The organism is Thermodesulfobacteriota bacterium, assembly GCA_036397855.1.
Classification (GTDB): Bacteria; Desulfobacterota_D; UBA1144; order Nemesobacterales; family CSP1-2; genus DASWID01.
Genome location: DASWID010000123.1, coordinates 1 through 16,220, shown reverse-complemented (window position 1 = coordinate 16,220; position 16,220 = coordinate 1). Strand labels below are relative to the sequence as shown.

General features: G+C 40.3%; 14 protein-coding genes. 2 read left to right on the top strand and 12 right to left on the bottom strand.

Annotation, left to right across the window (positions count from 1 at the left end; translation table 11 throughout):
- Window positions 1–35: 35 nt before the first annotated feature.
- Both VGA95_09735 and argF read left to right on the top strand, forming a co-directional pair.
- Window positions 36–1,199: an aspartate aminotransferase family protein gene (locus VGA95_09735; GenBank protein HEX9666820.1), complete on the top strand. Its 1,164-nt coding sequence runs from the start codon at window positions 36–38 to the stop codon at window positions 1,197–1,199.
- The gene (gene argF / locus VGA95_09730; GenBank protein ID HEX9666819.1) at window positions 1,192–2,106 is read left to right on the top strand and encodes an ornithine carbamoyltransferase; all 915 of its coding nucleotides are present in this window, start codon (window positions 1,192–1,194) and stop codon (window positions 2,104–2,106) included. The genes VGA95_09735 and argF overlap by 8 nt, the downstream gene beginning before the upstream one ends.
- On the opposite strand, the gene uvrC is transcribed toward argF, so the two are convergent.
- From uvrC to VGA95_09670, 12 genes are all read right to left on the bottom strand, one after another.
- Window positions 2,103–3,920, bottom strand: a complete 1,818-nt coding sequence (gene uvrC / locus VGA95_09725) for an excinuclease ABC subunit UvrC (protein ID HEX9666818.1) — start codon at window positions 3,918–3,920, stop codon at window positions 2,103–2,105. The genes argF and uvrC overlap by 4 nt on opposite strands.
- Window positions 3,921–4,097: 177 nt before the next feature.
- Entirely contained in the window at window positions 4,098–4,364 is a 267-nt protein-coding gene (locus VGA95_09720; GenBank protein ID HEX9666817.1) for a hypothetical protein, read from the bottom strand.
- A gap of 139 nt (window positions 4,365–4,503) precedes the next feature.
- Window positions 4,504–4,806, bottom strand: a complete 303-nt coding sequence (locus tag VGA95_09715) for a Dabb family protein (GenBank protein ID HEX9666816.1) — start codon at window positions 4,804–4,806, stop codon at window positions 4,504–4,506.
- Between the two features lie 263 nt (window positions 4,807–5,069).
- Window positions 5,070–5,357: a copper resistance CopC family protein gene (locus VGA95_09710; GenBank protein ID HEX9666815.1), complete on the bottom strand. Its 288-nt coding sequence runs from the start codon at window positions 5,355–5,357 to the stop codon at window positions 5,070–5,072.
- A gap of 104 nt (window positions 5,358–5,461) precedes the next feature.
- Window positions 5,462–6,439 carry a hypothetical protein gene (locus VGA95_09705; protein HEX9666814.1) on the bottom strand — a complete coding sequence of 326 codons (978 nt, stop codon included), beginning with the start codon at window positions 6,437–6,439 and terminating at the stop codon, window positions 5,462–5,464.
- A 588-nt stretch (window positions 6,440–7,027) separates the two neighbouring features.
- A complete protein-coding gene (locus VGA95_09700) occupies window positions 7,028–9,526 on the bottom strand; it encodes a sugar phosphate nucleotidyltransferase (GenBank protein HEX9666813.1) in 2,499 nt (832 codons plus the stop codon).
- Entirely contained in the window at window positions 9,526–9,891 is a 366-nt protein-coding gene (locus tag VGA95_09695; GenBank protein ID HEX9666812.1) for a response regulator, read from the bottom strand. Before VGA95_09695 ends, VGA95_09700 begins: the two co-directional genes overlap by 1 nt.
- Complete coding sequence (locus tag VGA95_09690; GenBank protein ID HEX9666811.1) at window positions 9,884–11,503, bottom strand: HAMP domain-containing sensor histidine kinase; 1,620 nt, start codon at window positions 11,501–11,503, stop codon at window positions 9,884–9,886. The genes VGA95_09695 and VGA95_09690 overlap by 8 nt, the downstream gene beginning before the upstream one ends.
- Before the next feature lie 83 nt (window positions 11,504–11,586).
- Window positions 11,587–11,976 carry a DNA polymerase ligase N-terminal domain-containing protein gene (locus VGA95_09685; GenBank protein HEX9666810.1) on the bottom strand — a complete coding sequence of 130 codons (390 nt, stop codon included), beginning with the start codon at window positions 11,974–11,976 and terminating at the stop codon, window positions 11,587–11,589.
- Window positions 11,960–12,724: a type III pantothenate kinase gene (locus tag VGA95_09680; GenBank protein ID HEX9666809.1), complete on the bottom strand. Its 765-nt coding sequence runs from the start codon at window positions 12,722–12,724 to the stop codon at window positions 11,960–11,962. Before VGA95_09680 ends, VGA95_09685 begins: the two co-directional genes overlap by 17 nt.
- A gap of 52 nt (window positions 12,725–12,776) precedes the next feature.
- Complete coding sequence (locus VGA95_09675; protein HEX9666808.1) at window positions 12,777–15,023, bottom strand: glutamine amidotransferase; 2,247 nt, start codon at window positions 15,021–15,023, stop codon at window positions 12,777–12,779.
- A gap of 326 nt (window positions 15,024–15,349) precedes the next feature.
- On the bottom strand, window positions 15,350–16,220 hold an 871-nt coding region (locus VGA95_09670), incomplete at its 5' end, for an aminopeptidase (GenBank protein ID HEX9666807.1).

The following is a 16,220-nucleotide window of genomic DNA, read 5'->3' as shown; positions in this document are numbered from 1 at the left end:
CCCAAAGATTGATTTCAAAATCTCAAAGATTTCTGATGAGCACTTATAGTCGATATCCAATTGCATTCAAACGTGGAAAAGGATGCTGGTTGTGGGGTAATGACGGGAAAAAATATTTAGATTTTACTTCTGGAATAGCCGTTACAAATTTAGGACACCGTCACCCTGCCATAATGCGTGCGTTACGTGAGCAGGCAAAAAAAACGCTTACAGTATGTAACTTATTTCAAATAGAAGAACAAGCCGATCTTGCCGAAGTTCTCGTTAAAAACTCCTTTGCAGATAAGGTTTTTTTCTGCAACAGCGGGACTGAAGCAAATGAAGCCGCTATAAAGCTTTCTAGGAAATGGGGTGAGGAAAATGGTCATAGATACAAGATTGTTGCGGCTCGTGGCTCGTTCCATGGTAGAACTATGGGCGCTCTCAGCGCGACTGGCCAGAAGAAATATCAGAAGGGATTTCAACCACTCCTTAAAGGTTTTAAGTTCATCCCTTATGGTGAAATAGAGCCTCTTCAAGATGCGCTAGACGACGAAAAGATTTGTGCAATGATCCTTGAACCTATACAAGGAGAAAATGGAGTTGTTATTCCTCCTAATGGTTACCTCAAAAGAGTAAGAGAAATCTGCACTAAGAGAAAGGTCCTCTTGATCCTCGACGAAGTCCAAGTTGGGCTTGGACGAACAGGGAGGCTATTTGCTTATGAGCACTCAGGAATAAAACCAGATATCATGACCCTAGCTAAGGCATTGGGTGGAGGAATTCCCTGTGGGGCCCTACTGGCGCGTGATGATGTCGCAATGTCTTTTACGCCGGGATCCCATGGCTCCACCCTCGGAGGAAACCCTCTTGCAATGCATTTAGGTAGCGCGGTCTTGAATACAATCATTAACAATGGGCTTCTCGACAATACCGCCAAGATGGGAGCATACTTTTTAGATGGACTTAAAAGATTAGAGAAAAAATATATCCCTTTAATAAGGAACGCGAGGGGAAGGGGTCTCATACTCGGATTGGAGCTGAAGAGCAAAGAAAAAACAAGAGAAGTTGTGAGTAAATGCATGGAAAAAGGCCTACTCACAATTCTGACAGTCGATAATGTCATAAGGATACTCCCACCTCTCATAGTGAACAGAAAGGAAATTGATTTCGCTATAGAAAAACTAGAAGATTCATTTAATGAGATACTAAATGCCTAAAAGTCTGCTCAGCATCTTTGACCTAGAAAAAAAAGACATAGAACAAATTATAGAAAGAGCCTTCAAACTAAGAAACTTAAAAAAGAGAGGGAAAAGAATAAATACGCTCAAAGGAAAGGCTGTTGGAATGATCTTTGAAAAACTCTCCACAAGAACCAGGATATCTTTCGAGGTAGGGATCAATCAACTTGGAGGGTACGCTTTATATATTAACCCAAGTGACCTGCAGCTTGGGCGCGGCGAGTCCGTGGCCGATACCGCAAGAGTTATCTCGTCTTATCTTGATGGTGTAATAGTCAGAACCTTTGATCATGAAAGGGTTAATGAATTTGCGATTAACTCTTCTATTCCCGTTATTAACGCACTCACTAATCTAGAGCATCCATGTCAGATCATCTCTGATTTATTCACATTAAAGGACAAGGGATTAGATATAGAAAAAATGAAGCTCGCCTACATTGGAGACGGCAATAACGTCGCAAATACACTCATCGGCGCCGCTGCAATTATTGGATTTCATGTGTCAATTGCGACCCCGGAGGGATATGAACCAAATGAAAATATAGTAAGAAGTGCAAAAAGTTTGAAAAATGGGATAATCGAAATAGCAAATAATCCCAAAGTGGCGATCGAAGGCGCAGATGTATTGTACACAGATGTATGGATAAGCATGGGACAAGAAAAAGAGAGAAGAAAGATTTCAGCGTTGTTTAAGCCGTTTCAAATGAACAAAGAGCTCATTTGTTCCGCTAAACCTAATGCATTGGTAATGCATTGCCTACCAGCACACAGGGGAGAAGAGATAACCGACGAAGTAGTCGATGGTCCCCGGTCAATCGTTTTTGAACAGGCTGCTAATAGATTGATAGTCGGTCAAGCCATACTCGAGAAGTGTGTTGGCTTCTAACGGGATAATTGTTGCTTGAGCACCTCGGCAATTTTCCGGTTCATTCCAGGTATCGATTGAATATCTTCGATTGAAGCCTTTATTATATTAGATATACTCCCAAAGTGCTTAAGCAACATCATTTTTCGCTTATCCCCAACCCCGTAAATTGAGTCCAATTCAGATTTCAGTGCCCTTCGGGTTCTCAACCTCTTATGAAATGTAATTGCGAATCTATGAGCCTCATCGCGAACCCTCATCAGGTATAGAAGTTCAGGTGAGGTCTTTGGAAAAATCACGGGATTCTTACGTCCAAGCAAATAAATCTTATCAGTTTCCCCATCTAGCCTCGCTTTGGCAATTGCAGCCAACTCAACCTTGCCTAAGATTCCAATCTCACTTAATACTTCTCGGGCTATATTTAACTGGCCCTTACCGCCATCAACCAATATTAAGTCAGGCAACTCCCAATTTTGTTGATCGGCTCTTTTGAATCTTCTCAAAAGAACCTCGTACATCATCGCATAATCATTTGCACCAAATACCGTTTTAATCTTAAACCTCTTATATCTATTTTTCGTAGGTTCTCCATTTTCAAACCTAACCATCGATGCTACAGCGAGACTACCCTGTGTATTTGATATATCATAACATTCAATGTTTTCCGGCAAGCGACTAAGAGAAAGTGCGTCCCTAATAGAGTGAATTAATTGGAGTCTTCTTTGTTTATCTGCAAACATCCTCTTGAAAACCTCTTGAGCATTCCTATTTGCTACCTCAACTAGTTTTAATCTTGGTCCTCTCTTAGGGACTGCTAATTCTATCTTCCTCCCATGTTTTTCGGAAAGCCATTGTGAAAAAGTATTCATTCCCTCAAACTTTACAGGAATCGTTATTTGACTGGGTATGTATCTATCTTTTTCGTAAAGCTGACCAAGAAATTCTCGAAGCGTCTCATCATCTTCCCAACTCGCATTATTAAAGTAAAACTCCGATTTGTCTGTGATTGTTCCGCCTCTCGAGAATAATACAACAAATTCCACCGCATTCGATTCTCTATAAAATCCGACTATATCATTGTCAGTTTGGGTTGTTGAGATGAGACCCTGAACGTCAGGATGCTTCTCAAGAAAGCTTATTTGATCCCTGAAGTGAGCAGCATCCTCGAATCTGAGTTCCTCGGAAGCCTTAACCATATTTTCCTTCAGTAAACCAAGCATCTCCTTAATTCTCCCTCTCAGAAACATCTTAGCGTGTTCAACCATCTCTTCGTATTCACCTTCGCTCACCTTACCGGCGCATGGCCCCGAACAAATTTTCATGAAATAGTTGAGACATGGTCTCTCAGAATGTCTTTTGAATTTGGTATCAGTGCAGTCACGAAGTGGGAAAATCCTATGAATCAACTTTTTTGTTTTCCTCAATGCATCCCCTGATGCAAATGGTCCAAAGTATAAACATCCATCATCAAGGATCTTCCTCGTATAGGTTAGTCTCGGGAACTTCCCAAATGCTTCAAGCTTCAGAGAAGCATAGTTCTTGTCGTCTTTTAACTGAAGATTAAATTTAGGTTTGTATTTTTTTATCATCGAGTCCTCTACAATCAGAGCTTCACGCTCATCCCGGGTAACAAGATAGTCTAGGTCGCAAACTTGTCTTATGACATAAGGAACCTGGGGACGCTGACCTGAACCACCGCCCTGGAAATAAGAGCGAACACGATTTTTCAAGTTCTTTGCCTTACCAATATAAATCGTCTTTCCCCTCTTATCCTTCATGAAATAAACACCTGGATCGGTGGGAAGAGACTTTAACAGCTCATTAATGTCTCCCATAACAAAACATTTTATACGATCTATGAAAAGATTTTAGTAGATTAAGTTTGTAAGAATTTTATTACAAACAATTAACTGAGGATTAATTATGGATCCGAAAGCTGGTTTAGCCGGAAAGTATATAATTAATAGCGGTTTAAAGAGACGATATTTATATCTTGATTAATGATTCATCAATCAGTAGTCTTCATCAATAGTAACCGATGTATCATAATCGATATTAAAACCCCGTCTAATCGGTTCAGAATCGAGCACCCAGTAACCCCCCTTCACAAAAATACTCAACAGACCAATCGGTGGTCTTATAACGAGACTGGCCAATTTGAAGGGATGCAGCGCGTCGGGAGAAGGGTTATAATTTGTTATCTGTCTATTCACAACTTGAGAAAATGCGGTAGAGGAAAACATTATGACCAGCAGAAAAACTGCAAGTATCTTTTTCATATTTTCTCATCCTCCAGATCGATTACTTATTAGTATCTTCCTCACAAATATAATACTTTTTTAAGACGGTGTCAACGATAATTATCGAATCTCGGTAATCTTGAATGCCGATAAAATCGCTACTTGTTAATCCCAAAAATTATTTCTCATAGTCGACAACACACCTATCAGTTCTTATTTGAGTAACAAATTCAACGATCTTTTTATGCTCTGGGTGGTTTTGATAAATGTTAAGCGCTTCTAGATTTTCAAACTCTGAATACAAGACAACATCGAAAGCAGCTTCAGAGGGATTTACATTGATCCCGACTTCGATGTCTTTAATCTCTTCTATTTTATCTCTCAAAGATTCAAGTTTCTCTTTTAACTTTTTTGCATTTTCTTGCTTGGTTGCATTATTAGCAAGTTCCTTTAGACGCCACATAACTATATGCTTTATCATCCTTACCCCTTCTAATGTATGAAAATTCAATGAATAACCCGGCAGCAAGCTGCAGGGAATTATCAAGTTAAAACTTGACGATGAAGATTCTACATCGAGCCACTTCTTATAACAAGTCAAAATGATCCACAATATTAAATCTAACCCATGATGGGTCGGTCCAGCGTCTTCCTTTACCTCGAGTAAAAAGGTTCAAGGCGTTACAAAAACTAAAGAAACCTCATGGGAAATCAGTACCTCATAAACGGAGAAAAATAGTTTAACTATTCGATTGTAAAGGCGAAGCTACCATTTGTACTGTGTCCGTCTAATGAAACAACCTTCCAGGACACCTGATAAGTGCCCGGAGAAAGGCATGGCAGATTTACTTCGAGAATTGTAGCATAAGATAAATCAACATGCCCATTAAAATTGTCAACGCGATTGCCACTTTCGCTTTCTACTCGAACCGTACTGGAGGAAGGTTCTAGTGGACTATCGAACCATATACGGACCTGTTTCGGGCAGTTACTAATTGTCTCTCCAACCTTTGGCTCAGAATGGTTAAACATCGCATGACTCAAGGCCCTTTTTTGCCCTATGCTGAAAATGGTTATTACACTTATCACGGAGATAATGACAAAGGTTTTTATCACTTCAGCACCCTTTACACCCTTTAACGAAAAATCGGCCGTCCAAGGCTATTAGGAAATATATCATCTATGAAGAAATGTATTATACCGAGAACCCCGAGGTTTTTACCCGATCCGTCGTTGATCGGTATTTGGGCTTCAATTCCAAGTTGAATATATTTTCCCAACCATATAATTCCCGGGTTTATAAAACCGGCTGTTTCACCACCGCTACCGCGATTTAAGCCCGTTTCAAATGGAAGCTCTACCAGAAGGATCATACGGTTGAACGGGGCTGCGAGACCCACATCCTTTACGAAGGATTGTAGGTACTGAAGGCTGTACTGTATCGCAAATCCATAGCTAAAAGTTATAGGGTTTTGCTCTATCTCACGCTGAATCTCCAATGTTTCTTCATCAATAGTTGAGGTCGTGGTACTACTTCTCGTTGGAAAGTTTAGACCTAACACTCCTGTGACCGCTAGGGGTCTCAAGTATTCTAGCGACTGTGGCAGGTCACCAAAACCTTTGCCGAAAAAGAGAGCGGGCGAAATCGTGGAGAACGATTCGGCTTCCACTGAGCTGTTCCCTGTACCACCAATCTCAGCCTCTACTCCAACTGAGAACAGTGATTCATGTGGTGCGCTAGTGAAAAACTGATATTTCGCTCCCACCTCTAGGTTGCCAAAACCATATTCAGCCCCTTCCCCAACTGGGTCCAGTCGTCTGAAATCGTCACCAATCGAAATACCAAAATGTGGAGTTATTCGCTTCGTATACTCAACAGGGAGTTCGAAGGCATCGACCGGTGGTTCATCCCCCTCACCGGATTCTTTTAGGTAGTTAAAAATAAAAGAAAGCTCGTCAGCGACAAAAGGATCTTCAATCGAGATTGTAGTAGGGAAAAACCGCTTACCAGCGTAGCCGTGGGCCCAGGAATAAACAGGCATTGATAACAAAAATAAAAAATTAAGAAAAAATGCACACAATATGCGGTTAATTAAAATCAATATATTTGACACAGGGTCGGTCCCCCTATCTGAAAAAATACTAAGTTGTTTAATACAATTAATCAGTTGCAGGAAAACACATTGCCGTGCTCCAGTAACTTCTCAGACTTATTTTTGTATAGGCGAAAGATTGAAACCGCGTTTGACTTTTTTTTAACTAACAAGGATAGGAGGGGAACGAATGAAGAGACTACTAATTAAATCTTGTAAGTAAGGTTTATTTTCAGAAGGTAATAGGCAAGTGAGATACTCATGCATTATTAAATTGACAGATGATTTAACAACTATAAATGAAGATCTCTCAATATTGCATGTAGAACAAAAACAATGCTTTTGACTACCTTCATCTTTGTCTGACTTTATAAAAACCTGAATTAATCGCGATACCGGATTTCGATTTTTATGTGATGGGCAATTTTCAACTGTGTATGATAAGGAATGCTTACCCGATGGCAGTATGTAAGGCTGAACCGTATATGATAAAAGGTTTAGACCTAAAATTATCGAAAATAAAAACGACATTTTAGGAATTTGTGCAATCTGCATATCGAAAGGATCTCTCGTATCTTTATCAAATTAAAATTAACAATGTATATCAAGTTAAGTTTTTATCCAATTCTCAATCTTTTTAGTATAGTCATTTGTTAGAATAGACGCTTCATTTTCCGTATTTGCTTCAGTGTATAAGTGTATCAATGATTTGTACTGGTCTGGGAATATTAGAACCCATGAACCATTGAATGAAATTTTTACGCCATCAAGGAAAGATGCTTCCATTCCCATAGCCTCTTGAGACGCCATCCTCATCACCACACCCTTCGCCTCCCAGGGACACGGAATAGTTGCGTGATGAAAATTAAACTTAGGTATAGCCTTCGAGACTTCTGATAGCCTTATATCCAGTTCAGCCATAAGCTCAAGCATTTTAGCGAGTGTAAACATTCCATCATAAGCAATCTGAAATTCGGGAAATATAAACCTTCCATCAGGATAGCTTGCCAGTTTAACGTCTCTATTCCTTGCCGAATCAGATAGAGCTCTGATGCTATTTTTTGTCCTTACGACATCAAAATTATTTTCTTTCGCGATATACTCAACGCTTGAGGGAACGAATAAAGGTACAGCACAAACCCCTGGCTCCTCAGCTTTTAGGATCAGGTTAAACAAAAGAAAGAAGGAATCGAGATCTCTATAAATTCTTCCTTTTTCATCTACGAAGTATACTCTCTCAGCCCAAGGATCAAGCCAGAACCCAGCCGTCGAATCAGTTGCTTTAACAATGCTGGATAGGAGTGCCAGTGCTCTGCTAGGATCAACTCCACTACCATGTTCAACAGTGTATGCATTGAGACTTATTACCTCGCAACCCAATTCATTTAGTATTGAGGGAAAATACTCCGAAGAAGGTCCAAAAGCGAAATCAACTACAATTCTGAATTTCTTTTCCTTAATAATCTCTTCTTTTATTGAACTTATGAAGCCCTCTTTATAGAAATCGACAATACCGCTAAGGTCACTGATTCTTCCCACACCACCCTCAGATACCCGTCGAAAATCCTCTCTATGGAAGATCCTTTCGAAGGTCTTCTCAAAGGATACAGAAGTCTCGAACGCGTGTGAGTCATAAAACAGGATCTCAGTTACCTCCGGATTTTCCAGTGAATATCTGAAATAAACCCCCCCGACCTCACCAAAAGTCTGAAGTTTATATCTGAGGATAGGAATAGGGACCGCTTTCAAATCCTTTACGTTAACTCCCGCTGACAGAACCCCTGCGACAAAAGCCCTCTTTATCATCCTAGGTGCACGATATGTATCCCTGCCCATCAGCACCGAAGAACCCTTAGGTAAAATAGAGGCCAATGCTGCACCAAGCTTCGCTGCAAATTCAGGAGTAAGTTCAAAATTCGAAAGGCCGGATACCTTGGATTCCTCAAATAAGCTCCTCTTCCACCTTTCACCCCAGATAAGGTTCGTGGATACAATGGCTCTTGATTCAATTTCCTTACTAGGCCAAATCTTAACACCCTGTCTTATAACAGCCTCATCCCCTATAGAACAATTTTCCGAGACAACTACACCGGGCTCAATCAGGACGTCCTTGCCAATTCTTACCTTGGAACATATAACACTGCTATCGATACTAGTACTCTCGCCAACATTCGTATCATCCCATATTACGCTATCTATAATATTAGCGCTTTGGCCAATAATGGTGCTGTTTCCTATTATAGAATTGACTATCCTTGAACCGCCATTGATTCTTACACTTCTGCCAACTATAACAGTCCCCTCAAGCTGAGCGTCGTTAGCAATTTCGGCATTTTCTCCCAGCCATATATCTTTACCAACTACATCCATCCTGCTACCCGAACCCTTCACATTAACCCTGCCAGCCAGAATATCCATATTCGCTTGTATATAAGAAGATGGATCTCCGACATCTCGCCAATAGCCACTCAATATATATCCATAAATTGGTTTCTCCTCACCAAGAAGCCTCGGAAACAAATCATGACTAAAATCAAATGACTGTTTGCCTGGTATATTGTCTAAAATCGCAGGATCAACTATGTATATTCCGGCGTTTACAGAATCACTAAATACCTCTCCCCAACCAGGCTTTTCAAGAAATCTCACAACCCTGCCATCCTTATCCGTGATTACTATTCCAAACTGAAGAGGATCCTTGACTGAGGTCAAGCCAATAGTTACCATTGCATTTTTCTCTTTGTGGAATGTAAACATTGCCGCGAGATCGACGTCCGCAAGCAAATCCCCGCTTATAACCAGAAAAGGTTCGTCGCCTTTCAATATATCCGAGGCGTACTTTACCGCTCCAGCAGTACCATAATCCTCTGGAGGGATCATATAATTTATCTTAACGCCTAGCCCTGATCCGTCACTAAGGTAATTTTTTATCGCATCCGGCTGAAAATAGAGCAGGAATATTAGATCATTGAAGCCATTTTGCTTTACAAGATTTATTACATGCTCAATGATCGGTTTACCCCCGAGCGGAAGCATGGGCTTGGGCAGCGAATAAGTTAGCGGCTTAATCCTTGTACCAAAACCTCCCGCGAGAACAACAGCCTTCATTATAACTTCCCTCTCATCTTCAGAACTTTGTCCACTTCTTCCAATAGCTCCTCGGGATCACTCGATTTTACAATATAACCATCGGCGAGCCATGCCGTATAATCATTTTGAAAGGAAACATAAGCCGAGCATAGTAGCACTGGTGTATCTGGAAACTCCCTTGTTATCCTCTTGAGTATATCAAGGCCGCTCTGGGATCTTAATTTTATATCTAAAAGTACAAGATCAATTAGTTCACGACTAAGGATATCGAATGTATCCTCCACCGATTCTGCCTCAAATACATCGTAACCTTCTTCAGTCAGCACCTCTTTGAAAACAAATCTTATATTTTCTTCATCATCTACAACCAAGATTTTACTCATAATTTTCCTTTTCAGCCGAGAGGGGCAGACTTAATGTCACAGTACAACCCTTGTCTTTCACACAATGTAGGGAAATTTTACCACCCATTTTCTCTATTATCTCTTTTGATGTATATAGACCTAGACCACTTCCAACACTTTTGGTTGTGAAAAAGGGCGTAAAAAGGTTTCTCATTACTTCTTCCGAAATACCCGGGCCTGTATCAAACACCTCAATGGCAATTGATCCATTCTGTGTTTTGGTGGCGATATAAAGCTCACCACCATCAGGCATTGCCTCTATGGAGTTGTTAACAATATTTTCAATACATGTGTATATCTGATACTCGTTCCCGAAGACAGGTGGAAGATCTTCAGAGAGACTGAGATGAATATTAACGTCCTGTTGTCTACCCGCCGATTTTTTTTCCTGGTATATAAGTCCAACAACCTTGTTGATATCTATCTTTGATGTATCCAACAGATACTTTGTTTTTGCATAGGCAACAAAATCTCTTAACGTCTTTTCAAGTCTTACAGCTTCTTCGAGTATAGCATTTGTGTGTCTGTAGATAGGAAGATCTGGTTGGATCTTCTTTTTTAAAATCCTAGCCAGACCCGCAATTGCAATCACAGGATTCTTAAAGGAGTGAGTTAGTTGGAGTACCATATCTCCAATTTGTGCTTCGGCCCGTAGCTTAGTGATAAGTTCGTGATGCTCCTTTAATTTCACATTTGCCTCTTCAAGAGTCTCGACCTTACCTTCGAGTTCCTCATACGTGATTCCTCTCTCTAATGCAAGTGAGATCTCAAGTGCAAAGATTTCTAGGGCTTTCACTTCTTCAACCGACAACTCTTTTTTTGTGAGAAAGTTATCAAGCAATATAACACCTAGCGGACGTCTTAGGTGTGAGAGCAGAGGAATAATCCAGAAAGGGGTATCTTTATAAAAATCACGAAGAACACCCGGCAACCTTTCTCCATCTGAGATTCTGATACTGTTTTCTGATTGAAATACACTTCTGAATGGATCTTCCTGTAAGCTAAAATCCATAGCCTCCAGGACATCTTTAAACTTTTCGCTTTCCTTATGGAATACAATCGGAGAAAATACAAGAAGCTCCTCCAGGGTGAGTTTTTTATCTGATATTTCGTGCCATATAGATAAGGCTTCATTTTGGTCTAATGGACCAATTGCGAACTGACCTGAAAGTTTTCTATTATCAGCCAGCAATGAGATCGCCCTGTTAAAACCGAAGCTACTTCCTGCGGTAAAGGCCACTAATCCCTTATAGAGAATTTCGTTCACATCGAGCACTAATTTGAGCGAAGTTGAAAGATGTACAAGTATATCAAACATCTCCTCCTTTATTTCGAGGGATTTCCCGAATTTCTTGATCTTCTGCTCCCTTTTTACAAGCTCATCTAAAATAATAGGCAGTACTTCATACGTAGAACCCTTTTCCATTGAAAGAAAAACCAAATCATTACAGAGTTCCTCACAGCTTATACACTTTTCCCTAATTCGAGCCTCGAGATTATGTAACATGTGCTCTTCACCCGGTTTGATGAAAGGACAAACTCTCGGATCATTCTTAATCATCCAACAATAGCTATCCCCAAATTTTGCCATCTTTAATCCTTAAGACACCTTTGTAATTAGACTATCATCTGGGGCGAAAGGTGGCAAGGTAAAACTCTTTAGTTGGAAATAAATTAGCGGTCATATATTCTTATCAGTATCCACAATCTTTTGCCGGTCCATCTTCCCCAACTTGGAACTATGAAGACAAAACGACCTTTGAATAGTTCTCCCTTTGCATGGAGTGTTATTTTTTCATTGCTTTTAGTGATGATGTCATAACGACCTCTATCCCATATCTCGGCTTCACCAATACCATACTGATCATCTATTGCACTCATAAACCCATCTGACTTAAAGACCCGTTCCTTCATTTCAATTGCTACGGTCTTGACGCTACCCTCGCCCGGAATTCTAGTCGGGAGAATCCATGATTTCATCAATTCTCCAAATTCCAGCTTAAGATCGAAATGGGGGTGTTCAGTATGATGTTTTTGAATCAGGAATCTATGTGTTCCATTCATATACCAATCTGAGTCCTTTCAAGGAGAGAAATTCATCTATATACTGCAACGATTTACTCTCAGAAGCAATGACACTGGCAAGCCCCCCTGTAGCGATTACCTTTGGGCTAGTACCCATCTCATCCTTGATCCTACTGACAATTCCGTCGACTAGACCAGCATATCCAAAAACCAGTCCAGATTGCATGCAGTGAACCGTATTTTTCCCTATCACCGTTTTTGGTCTAACAATCTCTACCCTTGGGAGTCTTGAAGCCGATCCAAAAAGGGCCTCTGCAGAGATGAGTATCCCCGTTGCAATAGTGCCACCTATATATTCGCCCTTTTCGGACACACAATCAAATGTCGTAGCAGTCCCGAAATCAACCACTATAACGCTACTCTTATACTCATCAAAGGCAGCTACCGCATTCACTATTCTATCAGCACCCACATCCTTCGGATTATGATAAAGAATAGGCATGCCTGTTTTTATTCCAGGCTCCACAACTAGCGGGTTCACGTCAAAATATGACTTCAATGCTCTTACTATAACATCAAGTAGGGTTGGTACTACACAGGAAATAACTGCTCCGCGAATCGAATTTACGTCAACACCCCTAATGTCAAGTAGATTTCTAAAAAGAACCCCATATTCATCAAATGTCTTATTCTTATCAGTTCCTATTCTCCAGTGATTAATCAGGTCGCGTTCCTTAAATATTCCAAACATTATATTAGTATTTCCAATATCTACTGTGAAAAGCATTTCTGGTCATCTCCTCGCAAAATAATCTCCGTTCTAAGTTTCAATTTACCCGTTATTTCAGACCCCATTTTCTTCGTAATAGCCACTCAGAAGACAATAGGAGGACCAACAGGATAAATATCCAGTACTTATCCCATAACTCCTCGGTCTTATAACCGGTTATCCTCTTAATCGGAGTAGATTCGATCCCTAGCCTCTCTGGATCATCTCTTAATGTTACAAATTTCCCACCCGTTTTATCGGCAAGTAATTTGAGTAGATTTTCGTTCGTTGTGGGTCCTTTGATTTCATTTTCAGGTGGTTCAACAATGAAAACTGTCTCGGCGACGTAGTCCTTCTCAACAGAGTCATCTTTACCCTCGATTCTAGCCTTAATTTTATAAATTCCATTTTCTTCAATATGAGGTCGGAAATTTAATGTGTCACTCGACATACTTTTGACATCCAGTCCGACTTCTCGACCATCTGGAGTTATCATTGTGGCCTTGATCGTGTCATCTTCTTGTCGATCATTAGTTTTCAAAACATCTATCTGTGGTGTTGCCCCAACTATGTAAGACGAATTATCGGTCTTTAATCTAATTTCTCTAAGTTCTGGATCATCTACAAGCCATAGAAGCAACCTATTCCAGAACCTTTCATAGTAGGCGGAGATATTTCCTTCGCTTGCGCCCATGAAACCCCATTTCCATGAAGAATCAGAAAGGAATGTTGCAACCTTGCCCGCATTTAACTGCTCTATGACCAAAAGAGGATCTCCTCCCTGCGTTGTTAGAAGAGGTGTGGCCCTGGATTTCAGTTCCCTTACACTATTCAAGCCCTCCAGTCCCGGTAATTTCATCCAATTTTTTTCATTATCATATTCATTTGGGATTATTCTTAAAATCGGATGTCTGATGCCTATTTCCGTTAAAGCAGTTAGAAACTCTCTATCATCAGATGAACTGTTCTCCCCAACGGATGAGTAACCTAACTTCACTGGCAGAATATCGGCAATCGCAGAGCTTTCATAATCTATGCTGTTAAATGACCTGTCACCCCCTATAACAAGAAATCCGCCGCCGTCCCGAACAACATAATTCTTCAAATTCTCTAGCTGAGTACCAAAGATACCGTACGGTCGGAAGTCAAAGTTCTGGAATATTACTACGTCAAATGAATCAAGTTCTTTCCCAAAAATCTCAGTTGCGGGAAATGGAATTAAACTTAGATCATCCTGAGACGCAAAGACTAAATCTGTAGCCTCTCTCAATATAAAGAAAGAAACCAAATCTATATTCGGGTTTCTTTTTAACGCCTTACGTAAAAACCTTACATCCCACGATGGGCTTCCAGAAATATGAAGTACACGAATCTTATTAATAATAACATCAAATACAAATGACAGTTGATTGTTTTCTTGAATAAAATCTCCTTCAACCCTAGGCATACTCACTGTGTAGACTTGTCTACCCAGAGAATTTGGGGTAACTGAAAAATTTACGACACCCTGACCCGAAGTACTATCAATCAAAACATCTTTTATCGAAATTACGCGTTCTCCCTCCTTCAGTGTTACAGGAAGAGACATGCCTCCAAAACCGAGTGATTTCACGGTAACTTCTATATGAAAAGGGTATCTTATAAACGCGACATCTGTTGATTTGATATTGTCTATCCAGAGGTCAGTCAAACGACCATCACCCGAAGCAAATACGGTGTTTATCTTAAAATCAATGTCCTGAGAAAAACTCTCAGGAATTCCTTCTAATCCCTTATTTTCGGCTCCATCAGAGAAAATGATAACGGAATCGACTTTATTCGGAGCTTGGTCTGCAACCAGTTCCTTAATGGATTTAACTATATTCGTATCCCGTCCTTCTGGGTCTGTATAATTAATGTAATCCAACGACGACGCGTGAAGTGAATCATTAAACGTGTAATATTTGACGAAGAATTTCTCGTCAATATCAGAGATAAATGCCCTGTTATTACTAAGATAATCCCTTAGTTTTTGAATTCTCGAAACACCTTCAGCACCAAAAGGGAGGTTCATGCTCCAAGAGTTGTCAATTAGAATTGCCAGCGTCGGCTTTTCTTCTCTGTAGTTTTCGACCTTCAAAGCAGGATTCAACAACATTAATAGAATCAGTGAAAACGAAGCTAAATACAGAAGAGAAATTATGGACTTCCTTTTTATAGACTCTAAGCCTTGTATGCTTTTTAGAGTAGCATACGCTACTATAATAAATAGAATAGAAATTAATATTCCTTCTATAATTCCGGGGGGGTTGAGAAAAACAATCCTCTTAACAGCCACTTCCATCATCATAAATTTACCATGGAGCAAACCCAAAATTAATTAGAAGATCGAGATGATCTATTAAAGCAATTTATAGTAATAAACCTTCTCACTAGAGAACTCCTTATTTCTTTGGGCAAAAGTATAAATGATTTAAATCCCGTATACTCATTATAAAGTGTAGCTTAAATAGTCCAATAAACGTGTTCTCAAGTTAACGCATGAGATCTTAGCCAGTGGGAAGTTGTCTGAATCCTTCAATTATGGACGCTAAATTTCTTGCTAAAAATATTAACTTAAGCATTCAATTCAAAACCATTCATCTGGGGATTGGAATTTTCACATTAGAAATTGACAAACCTTCCCCCTTTCAATATGAGTTCATCGTCCACATAGACAGATGGATTCATAATGACGCCGTCTAAATGACTCGCAACCTGTACAAAGCCTCCCATGCTTTTATTATCACCAAAAGCCATATGTACAGTACCAATAGCCTTTTCATCCTCGAGTACATTACCTGTTATTCGTGCCTTATCGTTGGTTCCTATTCCGAGCTCGGCTAAGTTAAACGCAAGCTTACCTAATGGCTTCATTATCGATAAAAGTTTTTTAGCGCCTTCCGCTCCATCTATTCGGGAAGCAAATCCATCAATTACTTCGACCTTAATTATTTCATCTAGAAGTTTTCCAACTCCCGCCATAGATCCGTCAAAAACAATTACGCCAACTGATTTACCTTCCACTGGAGATATGTAACCCTCGCCAGCGGGTAGATTGCTAAAATCACCCGGATTGTGGTTAAGTCCAGTATCGGCAAGTCCGACCCTACCATCAATTGACAACGCAACATCAGTGCCGCGGTTTGATGTTATCCTAACGATACTGCCGTCATGTAAAATATGGGCAATCTTTCTGCTTCTCTCAGCGATCTTATAATAGTCCGCACTAAGGGTCCTAATCATAGTTTCTTCGGTGATCCCTGGTAGCGTCGCAATCCGCACACCTTTATCACTCGCCTCGCGCCTAGCGTCAGTGTGACTGAGTGACATCGAAGTGGGTATCAGAATCACGTCTACGATTTTCATCAGTTCTGCTACAGGCAGCGGTGGCTCTTCACCGTTAGATCTCCTCGGTATTATCTCAGTGATTATGGCTTCTGCTGCTACTTGTTTGGAGGCTTCCCAAAGGGCATAGCCTATCTTTCTCAAGGGT

What these genes read in the sequence shown, in the direction of transcription:
- VGA95_09685 (HEX9666810.1), bottom strand. Translation starts at nt 11,976, where the DNA reads ATGAATGGAACACATAGATTCCTGATTCAAAAACATCATACTGAACAC.
- VGA95_09735 (HEX9666820.1), top strand. Translation starts at nt 36, where the DNA reads ATGAGCACTTATAGTCGATATCCAATTGCATTCAAACGTGGAAAAGGA.
- VGA95_09720 (HEX9666817.1), bottom strand. Translation starts at nt 4,364, where the DNA reads ATGAAAAAGATACTTGCAGTTTTTCTGCTGGTCATAATGTTTTCCTCT.
- VGA95_09680 (HEX9666809.1), bottom strand. Translation starts at nt 12,724, where the DNA reads ATGCTTTTCACAGTAGATATTGGAAATACTAATATAATGTTTGGAATA.
- VGA95_09710 (HEX9666815.1), bottom strand. Translation starts at nt 5,357, where the DNA reads ATGTTTAACCATTCTGAGCCAAAGGTTGGAGAGACAATTAGTAACTGC.
- VGA95_09695 (HEX9666812.1), bottom strand. Translation starts at nt 9,891, where the DNA reads ATGAGTAAAATCTTGGTTGTAGATGATGAAGAAAATATAAGATTTGTT.
- VGA95_09690 (HEX9666811.1), bottom strand. Translation starts at nt 11,503, where the DNA reads ATGGCAAAATTTGGGGATAGCTATTGTTGGATGATTAAGAATGATCCG.
- VGA95_09700 (HEX9666813.1), bottom strand. Translation starts at nt 9,526, where the DNA reads ATGAAGGCTGTTGTTCTCGCGGGAGGTTTTGGTACAAGGATTAAGCCG.
- VGA95_09715 (HEX9666816.1), bottom strand. Translation starts at nt 4,806, where the DNA reads ATGATAAAGCATATAGTTATGTGGCGTCTAAAGGAACTTGCTAATAAT.
- uvrC (HEX9666818.1), bottom strand. Translation starts at nt 3,920, where the DNA reads ATGGGAGACATTAATGAGCTGTTAAAGTCTCTTCCCACCGATCCAGGT.
- argF (HEX9666819.1), top strand. Translation starts at nt 1,192, where the DNA reads ATGCCTAAAAGTCTGCTCAGCATCTTTGACCTAGAAAAAAAAGACATA.